The sequence below is a fragment of the Micromonospora sp. NPDC048063 genome, from assembly GCF_043202855.1.
In the GTDB taxonomy this organism is placed as follows: domain Bacteria; phylum Actinomycetota; class Actinomycetes; order Mycobacteriales; family Micromonosporaceae; genus Micromonospora.
On sequence record NZ_JBIDBG010000026.1, the window covers coordinates 12,005 to 28,844 of the forward strand.

At 74.3% G+C, this 16,840-nt stretch carries 16 protein-coding genes and 5 tRNA genes; 6 read left to right on the top strand and 15 right to left on the bottom strand.

All coding sequences use genetic code 11. The features are described 5' to 3' along the window. Positions 1-12: 12 nt before the first annotated feature. The 5 genes from ACGFZ2_RS32410 to ACGFZ2_RS32430 form a co-directional block, all read right to left on the bottom strand. A complete protein-coding gene (locus tag ACGFZ2_RS32410) occupies positions 13-939 on the bottom strand; it encodes a sugar ABC transporter permease (RefSeq protein ID WP_357463171.1) in 927 nt (308 codons plus the stop codon). A gap of 5 nt (positions 940-944) precedes the next feature. Beyond that, positions 945-2,012 (bottom strand): LacI family DNA-binding transcriptional regulator, encoded by a 1,068-nt coding sequence (locus ACGFZ2_RS32415; RefSeq protein WP_393270759.1) that lies wholly within the window; start codon positions 2,010-2,012, stop codon positions 945-947. Between the two features lie 218 nt (positions 2,013-2,230). Beyond that, a complete protein-coding gene (locus tag ACGFZ2_RS32420) occupies positions 2,231-2,857 on the bottom strand; it encodes a hypothetical protein (RefSeq protein WP_393270760.1) in 627 nt (208 codons plus the stop codon). Positions 2,858-3,003: 146 nt separating this feature from the next. Beyond that, positions 3,004-4,194: a snapalysin family zinc-dependent metalloprotease gene (locus tag ACGFZ2_RS32425; RefSeq protein WP_393270763.1), complete on the bottom strand. Its 1,191-nt coding sequence runs from the start codon at positions 4,192-4,194 to the stop codon at positions 3,004-3,006. 237 nt (positions 4,195-4,431) lie between these two features. Continuing rightward, on the bottom strand, positions 4,432-4,851 hold the full coding sequence (locus tag ACGFZ2_RS32430; RefSeq protein ID WP_357463128.1) for an NUDIX domain-containing protein: 420 nt from the start codon (positions 4,849-4,851) through the stop codon (positions 4,432-4,434). A 342-nt stretch (positions 4,852-5,193) separates the two neighbouring features. Between ACGFZ2_RS32430 and ACGFZ2_RS32435 the strand changes: the two genes are divergently transcribed. The 4 genes from ACGFZ2_RS32435 to ACGFZ2_RS32450 all read left to right on the top strand — a co-directional run bounded on the left by ACGFZ2_RS32435 (position 5,194) and on the right by ACGFZ2_RS32450 (position 8,917). Then, complete coding sequence (locus tag ACGFZ2_RS32435; RefSeq protein ID WP_393460398.1) at positions 5,194-5,772, top strand: hypothetical protein; 579 nt, start codon at positions 5,194-5,196, stop codon at positions 5,770-5,772. A gap of 94 nt (positions 5,773-5,866) precedes the next feature. Beyond that, positions 5,867-6,547: a response regulator gene (locus tag ACGFZ2_RS32440; RefSeq protein ID WP_393460401.1), complete on the top strand. Its 681-nt coding sequence runs from the start codon at positions 5,867-5,869 to the stop codon at positions 6,545-6,547. Between the two features lie 13 nt (positions 6,548-6,560). After that, positions 6,561-7,955: an ATP-binding protein gene (locus tag ACGFZ2_RS32445; RefSeq protein ID WP_393460404.1), complete on the top strand. Its 1,395-nt coding sequence runs from the start codon at positions 6,561-6,563 to the stop codon at positions 7,953-7,955. Beyond that, entirely contained in the window at positions 7,952-8,917 is a 966-nt protein-coding gene (locus ACGFZ2_RS32450; RefSeq protein WP_393460407.1) for a Gmad2 immunoglobulin-like domain-containing protein, read from the top strand. Before ACGFZ2_RS32445 ends, ACGFZ2_RS32450 begins: the two co-directional genes overlap by 4 nt. A gap of 139 nt (positions 8,918-9,056) precedes the next feature. On the opposite strand, the gene ACGFZ2_RS32455 is transcribed toward ACGFZ2_RS32450, so the two are convergent. From ACGFZ2_RS32455 to ACGFZ2_RS32500, 10 genes are all read right to left on the bottom strand, one after another. Further along, a complete protein-coding gene (locus ACGFZ2_RS32455) occupies positions 9,057-10,625 on the bottom strand; it encodes an amidohydrolase (RefSeq protein ID WP_393460410.1) in 1,569 nt (522 codons plus the stop codon). Positions 10,626-10,777: 152 nt separating this feature from the next. Next, complete coding sequence (locus ACGFZ2_RS32460; RefSeq protein ID WP_393460413.1) at positions 10,778-12,130, bottom strand: hypothetical protein; 1,353 nt, start codon at positions 12,128-12,130, stop codon at positions 10,778-10,780. Positions 12,131-12,210: 80 nt separating this feature from the next. Further along, on the bottom strand, positions 12,211-12,378 hold the full coding sequence (locus ACGFZ2_RS32465) for a hypothetical protein (RefSeq protein ID WP_393460416.1): 168 nt from the start codon (positions 12,376-12,378) through the stop codon (positions 12,211-12,213). A gap of 23 nt (positions 12,379-12,401) precedes the next feature. Continuing rightward, positions 12,402-13,484 carry an SRPBCC domain-containing protein gene (locus ACGFZ2_RS32470; protein WP_393460419.1) on the bottom strand — a complete coding sequence of 361 codons (1,083 nt, stop codon included), beginning with the start codon at positions 13,482-13,484 and terminating at the stop codon, positions 12,402-12,404. Between the two features lie 126 nt (positions 13,485-13,610). Then, a tRNA-Gln gene (locus ACGFZ2_RS32475) sits at positions 13,611-13,682 on the bottom strand. Between the two features lie 31 nt (positions 13,683-13,713). Then, a tRNA-Cys gene (locus ACGFZ2_RS32480) sits at positions 13,714-13,792 on the bottom strand. A gap of 35 nt (positions 13,793-13,827) precedes the next feature. Beyond that, on the bottom strand, positions 13,828-15,027 hold the full coding sequence (locus tag ACGFZ2_RS32485; protein WP_393460422.1) for an RtcB family protein: 1,200 nt from the start codon (positions 15,025-15,027) through the stop codon (positions 13,828-13,830). 156 nt (positions 15,028-15,183) lie between these two features. After that, positions 15,184-15,261, bottom strand: a tRNA-Gly gene (locus ACGFZ2_RS32490). Positions 15,262-15,292: 31 nt separating this feature from the next. Beyond that, positions 15,293-15,365, bottom strand: a tRNA-Glu gene (locus ACGFZ2_RS32495). 38 nt (positions 15,366-15,403) lie between these two features. Further along, positions 15,404-15,476, bottom strand: a tRNA-Pro gene (locus tag ACGFZ2_RS32500). Between the two features lie 478 nt (positions 15,477-15,954). Here ACGFZ2_RS32500 and ACGFZ2_RS32505 point away from each other — a divergent pair. After that, entirely contained in the window at positions 15,955-16,410 is a 456-nt protein-coding gene (locus ACGFZ2_RS32505; RefSeq protein WP_393460425.1) for a helix-turn-helix domain-containing protein, read from the top strand. Continuing rightward, a complete protein-coding gene (locus ACGFZ2_RS32510) occupies positions 16,403-16,795 on the top strand; it encodes a DUF4180 domain-containing protein (RefSeq protein WP_393460428.1) in 393 nt (130 codons plus the stop codon). Before ACGFZ2_RS32505 ends, ACGFZ2_RS32510 begins: the two co-directional genes overlap by 8 nt. Positions 16,796-16,840 lie beyond the last annotated feature (45 nt).

Genomic DNA, 16,840 nt, shown 5'->3' on the forward strand with positions numbered 1-16,840 from the left:
CACTGATCACGACTAGTTCGCCTCCCTCAACCGGCGACGGAGATACACGGCGAGCAGCGCCACGATGATCACGACCATCACGTTGCCGAGCGCGGCGGCGTAGCCGTAGTTGCCGTAGCGGAACGCCTCCTCGTAGGCGAAGAGCATCGGCAGCATGGTCTTGCCGCCCGGCCCGCCGGCGGTCAGCACGTAGACCAGGCCGAACGAGTTGAAGTTCCAGATGAAGTCCAGCGAGGTGATGGCCACGATCACCGGGGCCAGCGCGGGCAGCGTGACGTGCCGGAACCTGTGCCAGGTGCTGGCGCCGTCCACCGCGGCGGCCTCGTGCAGCTCGCGGCCGACCCCCTGCAGGCCGGCGAGGAGCACGACGGTGGTCTGCGGCATGCCCGCCCACACCCCGACGATGATCACCGCCGGCAGGGCGGTGCCGAAGTCGCCGAGCCAGTTGGCCCGCAGGCCGTCGGCGCCGACGCGGTGGAAGAACTCGTTCAGCAGGCCCGCGTCCGGGTGGTAGACCAGCTTCCACAGGATGCCGACCACCACCGGTGGCATCGCCCACGGCACCACGGCCAGCACCCGTGCCACGCCCCGGAAGCGCAACCGCTGGTTCAGCAGCAGCGCGAGCCCGAGGGCCAGCAGGAACTGCAGGACGGTCACCCCGAACGCCCAGAGCAGGCCGACCTGGAAGGAGTTCCAGAACAGCTCGTCGCCGAGCAGCTCGCGGTAGTTCGCCAACCCGGTGAAGCTGACCTCCACGTTGCGCCCGGCCCGGGCGTCGGTGAACCCGAGGTACATGCCGCGTACCAGGGGGAAGACCGACAGCACCAGGATCGGCAGCAGCGACGGGAGCAACAGCAGGTAGATCATGGTCCGGTCGGAGCGGGACCGGCTGTGCCGACGGGCCGCTCCGGCCCGGTCGACGTCCGGCCGCTCGGCCACAGTCGTCAAGACGGCACCTCTTCCGTGGACGGACGGGGGGTGGTCACGGCGGCCCGGCTGGAGGCGCGGACGACGAGGCTGGGCGACACCTGCTCGCGGCGGGGCGGCAGGGCGGGGTCGGCGATCCGCTGGAGCAGCAGTTCGGCCGCCCGTCGACCGCGCTCGGCCGAGCCGAGCGAGACGCTGGACAGTTGGGGGAACATCATCTGGGCCAGCTCGGTGTCGTCCATGCCGATCACCGCCACGTCCTCGGGCACCCGGTGCCCGGCGGCCAGCAGCGCGTGCAGCGCGCCGACCGCGATCAGGTCGTTGGCGCAGACCAGGGCGTCCGGGCGGGTCCGGGCGAGCAGCCGTTCGGTCGCCGCGCGGCCGGCCGCGTACTGGAAGTCGCCGACCTCGACCAGGCGTTCGTCGAGGGGAACGGCGTGCGCGGCGAGGGCGGCGCGGAAGCCGGCGTCGCGGGCGGCGCCGGGGACGGTGTCCAGCGGGCCGTTGACGAAGCCGATCCGGCGCCGCCCGCTGGCCACCAGGTGCTCCACGGCCAGCGCGACGCCGCGCCGGGAGTCGGTACGCACGTTGTCGACGGGCGCGTCGGCGCCGAGCTGGCCGATCACCACCACCGGCACCGGACTCTGCACGAGCGCGGCGAGGTGGTCGTCGGTGACTCGGATCGGCGACAGGATCATGCCGTCGACGTAGCGGTTGGCCAGCCGGCGCAGCAGTGCGGTCTCGTTGGCGATCTGCCCGCCGGTGGCGTGGACCAGCAGCTGCCGCCCGGACGCGGCCACCACCGCCTCGATGGCCCGCATCATCGACACGTAGACCGGGTTGCCGATGTCCTCGACCGCGAGCGCGACCAGTCCGGTGCGCTGGGACTGCAACGACCGGGCGATGGCGTTGGGCACGTACCCGACCTCCGCCGCCGCGGCGCGGACCTTGCGGATGGTCTCCTCGCTGCCGCCGACGCCGTTGAGCACCCGGGAGGCGGAGGCGATGGAGACACCGGCGCGGGCCGCGACGGTGTGGACGGTGGGCCGGCTGTCGGCCGACTCCGGTAAACGTTTACGACCCACGCCCCGGCACCTCCACCTGTTTCCTGTAAACGTTTCCGGGAGTCTGCGCCGCGCGTGGCGAGGAGGTCAAGGGCCCGTTACGAAAACGTTTCCAACAGGAGCGACGCGCTGGTCAGCGCGTCATCGCCGGACTACCCGGGGTGTCCACGGAACGGGGCGACGGTGCGTGCGGGTCCGCACGGAAACGGGGCGACGCTGCGTGCGGGCCGGCGCGTCCGTCAGGACCGGCGTTGGCGCTCCTGGCTCAGCCGCTCGTCGAGTCGGCCCAGCTCGTAGATGGCGTTCAGGTTCGTCGGCAACCGGGTCACGTTGTCGACCAGGGGTTCCCCGGCGGGATCGGGCGTGGGCGCGGGCGCGCCGGCCGGGCCCACCTGCGCGACGGCGGGCCGACGCCGGCGCAGGACGAGCAGCACCGGCACGGCCACGGCGGTCGCCGCCAGGCCGTAGAGAAGCCAACGCACCGCCGGATCCCCGTCGCCGTCCAGCGGCGGGGCAGTGACTGTGGACGCATCGCCCGAGGTGCCGGTCCGCCCGTTCGGGGCGGGCACCGCCGCCTTGCGCTCGCCCGGACCCTCGGCCGTCCGAGCCGAATCGGCGCGGGGGGACGCGGTGGTCGACGTGGACGGGCGCGGCGCGCCCGGCGCCGCCGACGGGCGGGGCGACGCCGGGGCGGTCGAGCCGGACGGGACCGGCGTCGGGGAGGCGCCCGGGGTGGTCCCACCCCCTCCGGTGAGCAGGTCGTCCACGATCTGCCCGATACCGCCGAGGAGGTCGCCGACGGGCCCGCCCGAGGCCGACGGCGTGGGCGCGGGAGCGAGCGCCAGGGTCAGGGCGAGTGCGGCCACGCCGGACATGGTTCACCTCGGAAGGGGTCGATGTGTCACGCACGGTACCGCACAGCGGGTGGTCGCCGCGTGACACCCCGGCGCGGCGGCCCGGCCGACGACGGACGGGGGGACGCCGAGCACGGCGTCCCCCCGGGTCGGGTTCGTCAGACCGGCAGACCGCCGACCTGGGTGTTGATCCAGGATCGGATGGACGGCAGGTCGACGTAGATGGACGGGCCGGTGGCGCAGGTGGAGTTGTTGTTGCCGGACCGGCTGGTGGCGCCGATCAGGTTCCACACCCCGTTGATCCGGCGTACCTGCGGGCCGCCCGAGTCGCCGTAGCAGGCGCCCGAGTTGCCGTTGGTGTTGTTGGTGCAGATCTCGTACGGGCCGTTGATGCCGATGCAGCGGCTGTCCGACACGATCGAGGTGTCCAGTTCGTACGCGACGGTCGGGGCGCCGCCGCAGCCGGGGGTCGGGCAGGTCTGACCCCAGCCGATGATCCGGGTGGCGGTGCCGACCGCGCCCGAGGTGCCGGGGATCGGCGCCGGGGCGTAGCCGACCGAGCCGGACAGTTGCAGCAGCTTCACGTCGACGCTGGGGTGGCTGACCGCGCGGATCACGGAGACGACCGTGCCGCCGCTGTTGCGGTAGATGCTGCCCACCCGCACCGAGGACGGCGTCGAGCAGTGCCGGGCGGTGACCGCCCAGTTGGCCTTGATCAGCGTGCCGGTGCAGCCGGAGACGTACACCATCCACGGGTAGTTCTCGGTGGCCGGCCGGCCGCCGACGACGTACGGCTCGATGTCGTCGCCGTCGTTCCACGAGTACGTGCCGGTGGGCACCGCGGACGCGGCCAGGCCGCCGGCGAACAGCGAGTTCACCCGGGACGCCTCGGTGGCGCTCGGGTACGCGTTGCGGCAGGAGACCGGGGCGCTGCTGCCGGACATCAGGTCGGAACACAGCCCGGTGCGCCGGTCCGGCAGGCCGAGGATGTGGCCCAGCTCGTGGCTGGCGATGCGGGTGCGGTCGTACCCCTGGTTGACGGCGGTCCAGCCCATCCAGATCCGGCCGGAGCCGAGCCCGGTGACCTGCGCCCGCGGCCAGCCGCTGTCGACGTAGATGGTGACGTTGCCCGGTGTGCGGGCCACCAGTTGGACGTTGCTGACCTGGCTGTTCCAAATGGCTGCGGCCTGGTCGAAGTTGGTGCGGAACTCGCCGGCCCGGCTCGCGTCGTAGTAGACGGTCCGGGCGGCGGCGGACGCGCTGGCGTCGGTGGCGACCTGCATTCCGGTTGCGGCCAGGACCGCCGCCAGCACGGCGCCCGCCGTGCGCAGCAGTTGTCGTCGGAACATACACGCACTCCCTGCGGTTGTCCGGCGGCGTGCCACCGCCGGTCATCGATGTACGTGGATGTTAGAACGAGGGTCGTCGATATGGGGCATAACGGAATCGTCATACCGGCGCCCCCGCCCGTGCACCGCAGGCCAGGTCGAGGGGCACCTCCGTCCACCGCCGGCCCGCCGCCCCGGGGACGACGGCGAGCGACACACGGGTGAGCGCCGACGGCGGCGGGCGGGCGGACGCGCCGGTCAGGGCAGCGGGTCGGGAAGCATCGCCAGGGTGGCCGGCAGCTGCGAGTGCAGCGGCGCGGGCAGGGCATCGCGGGTGAACCAGCCGATCCGGTCGAACTTGTGCGGCTCACCGATGGCCACCTCCGCCGGGTCCACCCGGACCGCGAAGAGCACCGCCACCCAGTGCGAGGGCGGGTCGTCGCGCAGCACGTTGCGCACGCCGAGCAGGGAGACCGACCGTGGCGTGGCCGCGTACTCCTCGGTGACCTCGCGGACGACCGCCGCCTCGAAGCTCTCGCCGAACTCCAGTGCCCCGGCGCCGGTGTCCCAGGCCCCCGGCTCGTCCCGGGCACCGGCCGCGCGCCGGGCCAGCAGCAGCCGGCCCGCGCCGTCGTGGCAGACGAAGACGCAGGAGACCTTCGGCGTACGGCCGGTCATCGGTGGTCCCTTCCGAAGAGTCGGGGTGGCAGTCAGCACCTCGGCGGCGGTGGTCCGCGCGTGCCGCACGAAGCGGCCGGCGCGGTGGGCGCCCACCAGCCCCGCGTCGTGCAGCGCCCCCGAGGTGCGCCGACACCGTACCCGGGCTCAGCCCGCACCGGTCGGCCGGTCCCGTGGTCGAGGTCGGCACCGCCCGATCGCGCGGCAGCGCCGCGGACACGAGCTGTTACGCGGGCGTTACCGCACGGCGAAGCTGCTGCCGTGGGGGCGTTCCACCGTGGACCCGACGACCCCGGCGACGAGGCCGGGCACCGACCGGAAACGGAAGAACGGGAGAGGACGATGCGGATCAGGAATGGACTGACGGCCCTGGTCGTGGTGCTCGCCGCACTGTTGGCCGGCGCCGGCACCGGCACGGCGGCGACCACGACGGCGGCGGCGACCGGATCGCCGTACTGCGGGATCACCTGGGGCAGCGCGGAGAAATCGGCCGGCACGCCGAGCAGCGCCCCGCTGGTCGACGTGCGCACCGGGCGGCACGACTGCTTCGACCGGGTGGTGTTCGAGTTCGCCGGCCCGGTCACCGGCTACACGGTCGGCTACGGCGAGACGTGGACCGAGGGCGAGGGCCTGCCGCTGTCGCCGTACACCGCCGGCGACGAGCTGCTGCGGATCTCGCTGCGGGCCCCGGCGCACGACGACGCGCACGTCGGCACCGTGCCCTACCAGGTCGGTGAGCACGCCGCGAACGTGCTGCGCCACCGGACGCTGCGGGATGTGGTCTTCGGCGGCAGCTTCGAGGGCTACACCACCTTCGCGGTCGGCGTGCGGGCCCGCCTGCCGTTCCGGGTGTTCGTGCTGACCGGCCCGGGCACACACAGCCGGATCGTGCTCGACGTGGCACACCAGTGGCAGCAGTGACCGCCGCGGAACCGGGGGTCCGGCGCCGGCCGGGCCCCCGACACCGTCCGTTCCGCCAGGTCGGCGCGGGCCGTCGCGGGGCTACCCTCGGCTCGTGGAGGGCCGCGTGCTGGTCGTCGAGGACGATGCCTCCATCCGGGAGGTCACCGCACTCGGGCTGCGCCGCGCCGGTTTCCGGGTCGACACCGCAGTCGACGGGCGGGAGGCGCTGGCGGCGTGGCGTGCCCGGCCGCCCGACCTGATCGTGCTCGACGTCATGCTGCCCGGCCTGGACGGCATCGAGGTCTGCCGGGAGATCCGGCGCACCAGCGGCGTACCCATCCTGATGCTGACCGCGCGCACCGACACCGTGGACGTCGTCGTCGGCCTCGAGTGCGGCGCCGACGACTACCTGCGCAAGCCGTTCGACCTGCCCGAGCTGGTGGCCCGGGTCCGGTCGGCGCTGCGCCGGGCGGGCGGCCCCGTCGTCGCCGCCGTCATCGAGGTCGCCGGGTTGGAGATCGACCCGGGCGGCTTCGTCGTCCGCAAGGCCGGCCGGGAGGTGGCGCTGACCGCCACCGAGTTCCGCCTGCTGCGCGAACTCGCCCGCCGCCCCGGCCAGGTCTTCACCCGGGAGGTGCTGCTGGAGCGGGTGTGGCAGCACGGCTACCTCGGCGACTCCCGGCTGGTCGACGTGGCGGTGCAGCGGCTGCGCGCCAAGATCGAGGACGATCCCGCGCACCCCCGGCTCCTGCGGACGGTGCGCGGGGCCGGCTACAAGCTGTCGCCGGGCTGAGGGAGGGTGCGCGATGGCCGGACGCGCCGTACCGCCCGGACGCCTGCGCCGCCGGCTGACCATCGCGTTCGTGCTCGTCGCCGGGGTCTCCGCCGGGCTGCTGGCCGGCGGCTCCTGGCTGCTGCTGCGGCAGGCCCGGTTTGACGCGTCGCTGCACCAGGCGGCGGCCGACGCCCGCTACCGGCTCGTCCTGGCCGGGCAGTTCCTGCCGTTGACCGAGGACCGTCGCGGCGAGCTGTTGACCAGCTTCGAGGGCAGCGGCCGGCACGTGGTGCTGGTCGACGACGGGCAGCACCCCTCCCACCCGGCGTACGCGCCGCCGCTGGGGGCGCGGCTGCGGGCCGCCGTCGCGGAGGGGCAGCTCGGGTACGAGCGGTCGTCGCCGCAGGAGCGGCCCCGGCTGCTCGTGGTCGGTGGCCGCATCCCCGGTTCGACGGCCGAGCTGTACGTCGTCACCGTCGAGGACGACATCGCCGCCGACCTGGACCAGCTGCGCACGGCCCTGCTGGCCGGCTGGGTGCTGGTGGTGCTGCTCGCCGCCGGGGTGGGGCACACCCTCGCCCGGCGCACGCTGGAGCCGGTCGGCCGGGCCAGCCGGGCCGCGCGGGCCCTCACCGAGGGGCTGCTCGACACCCGCCTGCCGGTACGCGGGCGCGACGAGTTCAGCGACTGGGCCGCCTCGTTCAACGAGATGGCCGAGGCGCTGGCGGCGAAGATCGAGGCGCTCTCCGCCGCCCAGGCGCGGGAGCGGCGGTTCACCGCCGACGTGGCGCACGAGCTGCGTACCCCCGTGACCGCCCTGGTGGCGGCGGCGTCGCTGCTGCGCGACCACCTGGACCAACTGCCGGGCGACGCGCGGCGCGCGGCGGAGCTGCTGGTCGCCGACGTGGTCCGGCTGCGCCGTCTGGTGGAGGACCTGATGGAGATCTCCCGGCTGGACGCCGGGCGGGAACGGCTCGCCGTCGCCGCCGTCGACCCGGTCGCCCTGCTGCGGGCGATCGTCGCGGCCCGCGGCTGGTCCGACCGGGTGCGGATCGACGGCGCGCCGGTGCCGCTGCGCACCGACCCGCGCCGGCTGGAGCGGGTGCTGGCGAACCTCGTCGCCAACGCGGTCGAGCACGGCGGCGGCGAGCTCCGGGCCGCGGTCGCCGGCGACGGGTCGCGGGTCGTCTTCGAGGTCAGCGACCAGGGCCCGGGCATCCCGACGGAGCACCTGCCGCGCCTGTTCGACCGCTTCCACAAGGTCGACCCGGCCCGCTCCGGCCGGGGCAGCGGGCTGGGCCTGGCCATCGCCCGGGAGAACGCCCACCTGCTCGGCGGGCGGCTGAGCGTGCGCAGCGAGCCGTGGGTGGCCACCCGGTTCCGGCTGGACCTGCCCGCCGAGCCGGCGTCGGACGGTGCGCGGTGAGCCGGCACGCCGCGGTCGCCACCGCCCTCCCGCCCGCCCGCCGAGCCGGCGTCGCGGACGGGCGGTGCGCGGTGACCCGGCGCGCCACGGTCGCCGCGCTGCTCGCCGCCGCGCTGTTGCCCGCCGGCTGCGCCGCGCCCCGGTCCGGCTCGCTCGGCCCCGCGCCCACCGCGCCGCCGCCGGTCGCCACCCCGTCCACGCCGGCGCCGCCGCCCGGCTCGACCGCGGCGCCGCCGACGGCCGGACCGGGCCGCTCCCCCACGCCCGCCGCGACCACCGCCGCCCCGACCCGGCCGCAGACCGTCACCGTCGAGCTGTGGTACGTCCGGGACGGGCGGCTCGCGCCGACCCGGCGCACCCGGCCGGCCACGGTGGCGACGTCCCGGCTGGCGCTGGCCGAACTGGCCGCCGGGCCCACCCCGGCGGAGGCCGCCACCGGGCTGACCACCCTGCTGCCCGCCGGCGGCGAGGTCACCCGCATCGCCGACGGCGTGGCGACGGTCGCGCCCGCCCCGGCGGGCGGCGACGCGCCGAGCCGGCGGCTGCGCGAGGCGCAGGTGGTCTACACGCTCACCCAGTTCCCCACCGTCAAGCGGGTCCGCCTCGCCGCCGGTCCCCCGGTCGGCCGGGCCGACTACGCGGACCTGCTGCCACCCGTCGTGGTCACCGGTCCGACCATCGGCGCTCGGGTCGGCAGCCCGGTCACCGTCACCGGCACCGCCGACGTGTTCGAGGCCACCGTCACGGTCCGGGTGCTCGACGCGGCGGGCCGGACGGTGGCGACCACCTTCACCACGGCCACCTGCGGCACGGGCTGCCGGGGCGACTTCCGGGTCGCCGTCGCCTACCGGGTGCGGCGGGAGCAGCCCGGCACGATCGAGGCGTACGAGGTCTCGGCGGCGGACGGGACGCGCCGGCACGTCGTCGCGGTGCCCGTCACCCTCACGCCCGTCCGATCCTGAGCACCGGGCCGGCGCGTCGGCGCGGGTGACCCCGCCGGTCACGTCCTCCCCCCGGTGCCGGCCACGTCACCGGGTCCCGGCGTCGGCGCCCCGGGCCGTGGCCGTCGCGCCGCTGGCCGCCGTCACGCCGTCGCGGCGCTCACCCGCGCTGCCAGCGGATCTCGCCGCCCACGACGGTGGTCATGACCCGGGTGCGCAGCACCGCGTCCGGCGACTCCAGCCAGGGGTCGGTGTCCACCGCGATGAAGTCGGCCAGCATGCCGGGCGCGAGGACGCCCTTGCGGTCCTCCTCGCCCGCGGCGTGGGCCGCGCCGAGGGTGTGGGCGGCGAGCGCCTCGGCCATGGTGAGCCGCTGCTCGGGCTGCCAGCCGCCCACGGGCGTCCCGTCGGGACGGGTACGGGTCACCGCGGCGTACAGGGCGGCGAAGGGGTTGGGGTGCTCGACCGGGGCGTCCGAGCCGAAGGCCAGGCCGACGCCGGCGTCGAGCATCCCGCGCCAGGCGTAGGAGGCCAGGTCGTGCCCGGCCAGCAGGGTGTCGACGAGGTCGATGTCGCTGGTGCAGTGCACGGGCTGCATCGAGGCGACGACGCCCAGCCGGGCCATCCGGGCCAGGTCGCCGGCCCGCAGGTGCTGGGCGTGCTCGATGCGGTGCCGCAGCCCCGGCGTGCGGCCGACGGCCTCGTAGGCGTCGATGACGAGGTGGTTGGCCTGGTCGCCGATGGCGTGCGTGGCCACGGCGATGCCGTTCTCCGCCGCCCTGGCGAAGAGCTTGACCAGGTCCTCGTACGGCGTGACGGCGATGCCGACGTTGGGGTGCTCGCCGGCGAAGGGCTCGCTCATGTGGCAGGTGTGCGAGCCCAGCGCCCCGTCGCTGAAGATCTTCACGGGCCCGGTGCGGAACCAGTCGTCGCCCTGCCCGGTGCGGCGACCCTCGGCGATCGCCTCCTCCAGGTGGACCGACGGAATGGCCTTGTGTACGCGCAGCTTCAGCTCGCCGGCCTCCCGCAACTCCAGGTAGGCCGCCCGGCAGTCCTCGCCGTCGATGTCGTGCACGCTGGTCAGACCGAGGGCGAGCAGTTCGTCCTGCGCGACGCGGAGTTGCTCGCGCAGATCGCGGGAGACCATGAGGCCCTCCAGCGGACGACAGGCCGTCTCGCGCAGGATGCCGGTGGGTTCCCCGCGCTCGTCCCTGACGATCTCACCGCCCACCGGGTCGGGGGTGTCGGCGTCGATGCCGGCCAGGCGCAGGGCCGCCGAGTTGGCCCACACCGTGTGGCCGTCCGCGTTCGGCAGCACGACCGGCAACTCCGGACAGACCGAGTCCAGGGCGTACCTGTCCGGCTGCCTCGGCGGATCCCATGTGTTGCTGTTCCACCTGCCGCCGAACAGCCAGGCGCCCGGTCGCAGCCGCGCCGCGTGCGCGGCCACCATGGCCAGCGCGTCGTCCAGGGAACGCACGTCGCGCAGGTCCACCGCGTCCAGGCTGTGGGCGTACTGCGCGGTGTGGATGTGCGCGTCGTAGAGACCGGGGAGCACGGCGGCGCCCGCCAGGTCGACCAGCTCCGCGCCGGGTCCCGCGGCGGCGCGCACCTCCGCCTCCGTGCCGACGGCCAGCAGCCGCTCGCCGACCACGGCCATGGCCCGGGCCGTCGGGTTGCCGGCGTCCCCGGTGCGGATGGCGGCGTTGCGGTACACGCGGATGCTCATGTCACCTTCAGGGCTCGAGTGATGGGTGACCACCCACTGTAGGAGCGGCGGAGAGAAGTCGGAAGTCACCGCCCCGGTTGCCCGTGGCCGCCCCCTACGGCGGTGGGCGCGACCTGCGGCCGCGCCCACCGGTGCGTCCGGACAGCGACGGGTCAGCGACGCGGGAGGAAGGCAAACTGCCGCTCACCGTTGGTCGCGGCGGGCAGCGAGAATCCTCCGATTCCCGGCAGCGACAGGAACGGGATCTGGGTCTCCTGGGGAAGCTCCTCGATCTTCCCGGTGCCGACCGCGACGGTGACGGGCACGTCCGCGTCTCCCCCCTGCCCGTAGCCGTAGGCGGTGCCGTCGTCGTCGACCGACAAAAGGCGGACGCTCTCCTGCTCGCCGTCTCCGCCGAAGCAGTAGCTCTTGCCCTTCCCGAAGTCCACGGCGATGGTCCCCGCGACCGCGTAGCGGCCGTTCGGCGACAGCACGGGCTGGTAGGAGGCTCCGTCCAACCCGCCCCCCGGGTCGCATACCACGGACGTCCGCAGCTTTCCGGACTTCAGGTCGTGCACGGCTGCCACCGGGATGCCGCCCTGCTTCGTCAGACCCTTCTCGGCGTTCCAGAGGGAGAAGACGTGCTCGCCGACGACAGCGAACACCCGGCCGTTCTCGTACTTGCTGACGAACTTCAGATCGGCGCCCGGCGGCACGGCGTCGCTGGCCTGCCAGACGCCGGGGACGCCGAAACCGGCCGGACTGAGCGTGACGACCGGGCCGTCCGGGGAGAGCCCGGCCACCGAACCGCTGATGCAGCCCGTCTGCTCGCAGTAGGGCAGTCGCACGCTCTCGTCGTACGTCTTGACGCGGTCCTTCGACAGGTCGATCGCCGCGGCGTGGTCGATGCCTTTCTCCTCCCAGCTGACCAGGAGCCCGTTCCCGCCGTCGACGACCTTCGCCGGGCCGTAGGCATCCATCGGCACGGTACGGGTGTGGGCGGCCGCGACCTCCGTTCCGGAGGAGTCGGCCGGGTAGGCGACGAGGGAGACCGTGTCCTCCTCCGTGAACCGAGGGGTGTACGCCCAGACGACGACGTACTCACGGCCCTCCTCGTTCGCGACGAGGAGTTGAGGGAGGTACGACGGATCGGGCTTCACGTCCTCGGGAAGGGCCGGCGGCTGCCACTGCTGGCTGCTCCAGCGGGGCGCGCCGGTGACGGCGTCGCGGGCCTCGACGACGTAGCCCGCACCCTTCTTCTGGAGGAAGGCGACCACGCCCGCCTTCGCCGCGGCTCCCACCGTCAGGTTCTTCGCGTCCTCCGGCAACCAGCCGACGGTCTCCTGCCAGCCCTTGGCGGTGTCGAACCCCTCCGGCGCCTTCACCACGGGCTGCGGAGACGCCCCGGCGCTCGGCGACGAACCGCCCGGATCTCCGCCGCGCGCCCCGCCGTCGGCACCGTCGCCACAGGCTGCCAGCATCGCGGCCGCCACCATGATGGTGACGGCCCTTCCCATACCCCTCATGCGCACCTCCCCAGAGCGCGGAGGCGTTCCTGGTACCGCACCTCCCGCAAGATCATCCAAATCGCCGGGAGGGGAACCTGTCAAAACGGACGGGCTCCGACATGAGCACGGTGGCCGCGATCGGCGACCGGTACGAGCAGGTGGAATCCGGCCTCGTCGCCGCGGACAGAGTCCATCATGGCCATGATCACATCCGGGCCGTCGACGTGGTCGCCGCACGCGCCGGGCACTTCGGCCGGCGGCAGCACGGGCCGGGGCAGGGTCGCGGCCGTCACAGGCCGGCGCAGGGGTTTCCGCCCACCGCGCAGCCCTCTGGCGCCCTCGCCCTCGGGTCGCTGTCGCGGACCTCGAACGTGAACGTCCGCGACTGTCCGGCCTTCACGGGCGGCCCGGTGAAGGTGACGGACCGCCCGTCCTGCCGCCAGTCGGCGCCGCTGGCGTCGGAGACCGTGCCGCCCTCGGCCAGCGTCACGACCACCGTCCAGTCCTTCGCGGCCGCGCCGCCCGAGTTGTCGACCACCACCTCGCCGGTGTAGCCGAAGAGCCGAGTCGACACCGTCTCGTAGCGGGCGGTCACGGCGGGCCCCGATGGTGCGGCGGAGGTGGGCGTACGCGAGGGCCTCGCCGTGGGGGTGCGGCTCGGGCGGGTGGCGTCCGGGGTGGCGGTCCGGGTGGGGCGGGCGGAGGCGGTCGACCGGGGCGAGCCGCTCGGGGTGGTCGTGGCGGTGGGCACCGGCGCGGGCGCCGGTGCGGCGGCGCGGTCCGGCTCGGTCGGCAGCACCGCCCACACCGCCACCCCGGCGGCCAACGCGGCGCCGGCCAGCCCGGCGACCAGCAGCGGTCGGCTACGGCGGCCGGCCGGCGCCGGCTCGTCGTCGAACGCCTCCGTGACCGGCATCTCGGCCGTCATCCCGGCCTCGCCGCGGCGCAGGTCCACCTGCTGGAAGGCCAGCCAGTCGAGGATCGCGGGCAGTCGATTGGTCAGGGCCTGCCGATAGCACTCCTCGCGGCGCTCGCGCTGCTCGTCGGCCCAGACGCCGTGCTCCAGCACCTCGCGGACCGACAGCCGACAGCCCTCGGCGGTGGCGGTGACGGCACAGGTCAGCCGGCTGCGCCGGCCGCCCTCGAGGCACCGCAGCGCGATCAGCTCCGGCTCCTGCCGTTCGGTGACCTCCGCGTCGACGGCGGCGTCGAAGCCGGGCAGCCCCGCCGTGCGCAGCAGCAGCCGGTTCCGCGTCCCCGTCTTCGTCTCGACCTCGGCGAACCACCGGGCGAGTACCTCGCGATCCGTCAGTGCGTGCCACACCCGCTCGGCGGGGTGGAACAGGTCGACCTCCGTGCCGATCTCGCTCACGGCGAGACTCTACGATCCCGGGAGCGGGACCGCCGGGCGGGGCGGCACCGACGGGCGGATCCGACGTCCATCTCGGACGCCCACATCCGCCGATGCGCGGGCCGCGTCGGCGCGGCCCCGGCCTCGCTGCGAGCGGAGGACTCGAACCTCCATCGCCCGTTCCAGAGACGGGTGTGCTGCCGATTGCACCAGCTCGCAAGGGGTTCCGTCCCGCGTCGCGGACCCGGACCGCGCCCGACCAGGATTCGAACCCGGGGCTCTCCGGTTTTGTGGACCGGCGCTCTCTCCGCCCAGCCACGGGACGGGCGACCGGCGCCCACCCCTCCTGGGCGCCGGTCGGCGGTCATCCCTTCACGCAGACGACCTGCTTGAGGTGCGCCACCACCTCGACCAGGTCCTCCTGCTGCGCCATCACCTGGGTGATGTCCTTGTACGCGCCGGGGATCTCGTCGACCACCCCGGCGTCCTTGCGGCACTCCACGCCGGCGGTCTGCGCGGCGAGGTCGGCGGTGCTGAACGTCCGCTTCGCCTGCGCCCGCGACATCCGCCGCCCGGCCCCGTGCGACGCGGAGCAGTACGCGTCCGGGTTCCCCTTGCCCCGCACGATGTACGACCCCGTGCCCATCGACCCGGGGATGATGCCCAGGTCCCCCCGACCGGCCCGGATCGCCCCCTTGCGGGTCACCAGCACGTCGACGCCGTCGTAACTCTCCTCCGCCACGTAGTTGTGGTGGCTCGAGATCGGCTCGTCGTAGCGCACCTGCGGGAACTGCTCCCGCACCACGCCGCAGAGCAGGGCGAGCATGACCGCCCGGTTGCGCCGCGCGTACTCCTGCGCCCACCACAGGTCCCGGCGGTAGGCGTCCATCTCCGGCGTACCGGCGAGGAACACCGCCAGGTCCCGGTCGGGCAGGTCGGTGTTGTGCGGCAGCCGCCGGGCGATGGCGATGTGCCGCTCCGCCAGCTCCTTGCCGATGTTGCGGGAGCCGGAGTGCAGCATCAGCCACACCCGGCCCTCGTCGGCGCCGCCCTGCTCCAGGCACACCTCGATGAAGTGGTTGCCGCCGCCGAGCGTGCCCAGCTGCCGCTGGGCCCGCGTCTCCAGCTGCGCCACCCGCCGGTCGAGGTCGGCGAAGCGGCGCCAGAATTCGTCCCAGCCCGCCTGCTCCAGGCCCCGGATCCGGCGCGGGTCGACCGGCTTCTCCCGCTGGGCGAACCCGACCGGGATGGTGGCCTCGATCGCCGACCGCAGGCCGGCCAGGTCGTCCGGGAGGTCGGCGGCGGTCAGCGAGGTGCGGACCGCGGACATGCCGCAGCCGATGTCGACGCCGACGGCGGCCGGCGAGACGGCCTGCCGCATCGCGATGACGGAGCCGACCGTGGCGCCCTTGCCGAAGTGCACGTCGGGCATGACCGCGACGCCCTCCACCCACGGGAGCGCGCCGATGTTGCGCAGCTGCTGGGCGGCCTGCGGCTCGATGCCGTACGGGTCGGTCCAGACCCGGACCGGCGCGCGGGTGCCCGCGAGCGGGGTGAAACTCATGGTCGTCTCCTCGTGTCGTCGGCTGGTCGGCACCCGTCTCGGCGCGACCGGAAAGGATCGACGACCGCCCGGGAATCGAACCCGGTGGGAGGGGTGTGCACGACCCCCCTCCGCGCCCAGCGCGCGGCCGGCCCGTCGGGCGCGGGGCCCGGCGGGTGGAGCGGTTGGCCGGATTCGAACCGGCGATCTTCACCGTGGCAGGGTGACGCGCTGACCTGACTGCGCCACAACCGCGTGCCTGCGACACCGCTCGGGCGTCGCCGCGTAGGCCGTACGGGGTTCGAACCCGTGACCTCCCGGCTGAGAACCGGGCGAGCTTCCCGTTGCTCCAACGGCCCGTGCCAGGGCAGGGTCGCCACCCTGCCCTGCCCTGCCGTCCGGGACCGGGGAATCGAACCCCGTGTCTCTCGCGCCCAAGGCGAGCGGGTCAGCCAGCTCCCTCGTCCCGGTGACGGTGTCGTCTTCCCGGTCGACCGTGATGGGCGACCGGGGCGTTGCTTCCACTGTGGAGTTGAGAAGGGTCGATGGCGCCGAAACAGGGCGGAGGGACGTCGGTCCGGGTGGACGAAAAAGCCGCCCGGTCCCCGGTGGGATGGGCGGCTGCGCGTACGCGCTGGCGCTAGTCGCGCCGCCACCCCGACTGCCGGCCCTGCTCGGGACGGCACCGACCTGGGGCACGCTCCCCTGTGGGCAGCGAGGCACCGTCGTGCGGCGTCGGCCACACGGCGTCGGTGCGGGTGCGCTGCGACACGGCGTACTCCCCTGGGTCGTTCGGTTGACCTTGCGCCGATGACGGTAGGCGCGCCGGACGGTGGCCGCAATGGATATTCGGCTACGGGCGCCCGAGCGCACGAGCCGCGCGTCACAGGCACCGGAACACTCCCCTGGCTTCCCTATCACTCCCTATCTGCACTAGGCTAGGGACTGATGAGTGAGGGAATGTACTCCGTCGAGCAGGTAGCCGAGCGGCTCGGCCTGCACGTGCGCACCGTGCGCGGCTACATCCGCGCCGGCCGGCTGAGAGCGGTACGGATCGGCAAGCAGTACCGGATCGCCCGCGCCGACCTCGACGCCCTGACCGGGCGGCCGGAGTCGGCCCGCCCCGCCGCCGGCCCGGCCGTGGAGGTGTCGAGCATCGTGCAGATCGACGGCGTCGACCGGGCCGCAGCCGACCGGCTCGGCACGCTCGTCCTGGCCGGGGCGAACACCGGCCACGACCCCGGCCACCCGCTGCGCATCCAGACCGTCCACGACGAGGAGCGACACCGCATGAAGATCGTGATACTCGGCGGCGCCGCCGCCACCGCCGAGGTGCTGCGCCTGCTCGACGCGGTGCTCGACGGCGACAACGGCCTGCTCGCCCGGGAGGTCGGGAATGCCTGACGTGGTGCGGGAGCGGGCCGGCGTGCCGGTGCTGGTGTGCGACCCGGACGGCCCGCCGGTGGCCACGGCGCAGGACGCGCTGGACCTGATCGGTGCGGCCTTCCTCGGAGCCGAGGTGGTGGCCGTGCCCGCGAGTCGGCTGGACGCGTCGTTCTTCTCCCTCGGCACCCGCTTCGCCGGCGAGATCATGCAGAAGTTCGTCAACTACCGGCTGCGCCTGGTCGTCGTCGGCGACATCTCCCGACACCTCGCGGCCAGCGCGGCCCTGCGCGCGCTCGTCCACGAGTCGAACCAGTCCGACCACGTGTGGTTCGTCGCCGACCTCGACGCGCTCGACGAACGGCTGCGGGCCGCGACCCGGCGGACCGGCCCGGCAGCCGGCTGAGCCACCGCACCGCCCCGGTGGCGCCGGCCGAGGATGGGCTACGGT

What these genes read in the sequence shown, in the direction of transcription:
- ACGFZ2_RS32460 (WP_393460413.1), bottom strand. Translation starts at nt 12,130, where the DNA reads ATGAGGGGTATGGGAAGGGCCGTCACCATCATGGTGGCGGCCGCGATG.
- ACGFZ2_RS32510 (WP_393460428.1), top strand. Translation starts at nt 16,403, where the DNA reads ATGCCTGACGTGGTGCGGGAGCGGGCCGGCGTGCCGGTGCTGGTGTGC.
- ACGFZ2_RS32455 (WP_393460410.1), bottom strand. Translation starts at nt 10,625, where the DNA reads ATGAGCATCCGCGTGTACCGCAACGCCGCCATCCGCACCGGGGACGCC.
- ACGFZ2_RS32445 (WP_393460404.1), top strand. Translation starts at nt 6,561, where the DNA reads ATGGCCGGACGCGCCGTACCGCCCGGACGCCTGCGCCGCCGGCTGACC.
- ACGFZ2_RS32485 (WP_393460422.1), bottom strand. Translation starts at nt 15,027, where the DNA reads ATGAGTTTCACCCCGCTCGCGGGCACCCGCGCGCCGGTCCGGGTCTGG.
- ACGFZ2_RS32505 (WP_393460425.1), top strand. Translation starts at nt 15,955, where the DNA reads ATGAGTGAGGGAATGTACTCCGTCGAGCAGGTAGCCGAGCGGCTCGGC.
- ACGFZ2_RS32430 (WP_357463128.1), bottom strand. Translation starts at nt 4,851, where the DNA reads ATGACCGGCCGTACGCCGAAGGTCTCCTGCGTCTTCGTCTGCCACGAC.
- ACGFZ2_RS32435 (WP_393460398.1), top strand. Translation starts at nt 5,194, where the DNA reads ATGCGGATCAGGAATGGACTGACGGCCCTGGTCGTGGTGCTCGCCGCA.
- ACGFZ2_RS32425 (WP_393270763.1), bottom strand. Translation starts at nt 4,194, where the DNA reads ATGTTCCGACGACAACTGCTGCGCACGGCGGGCGCCGTGCTGGCGGCG.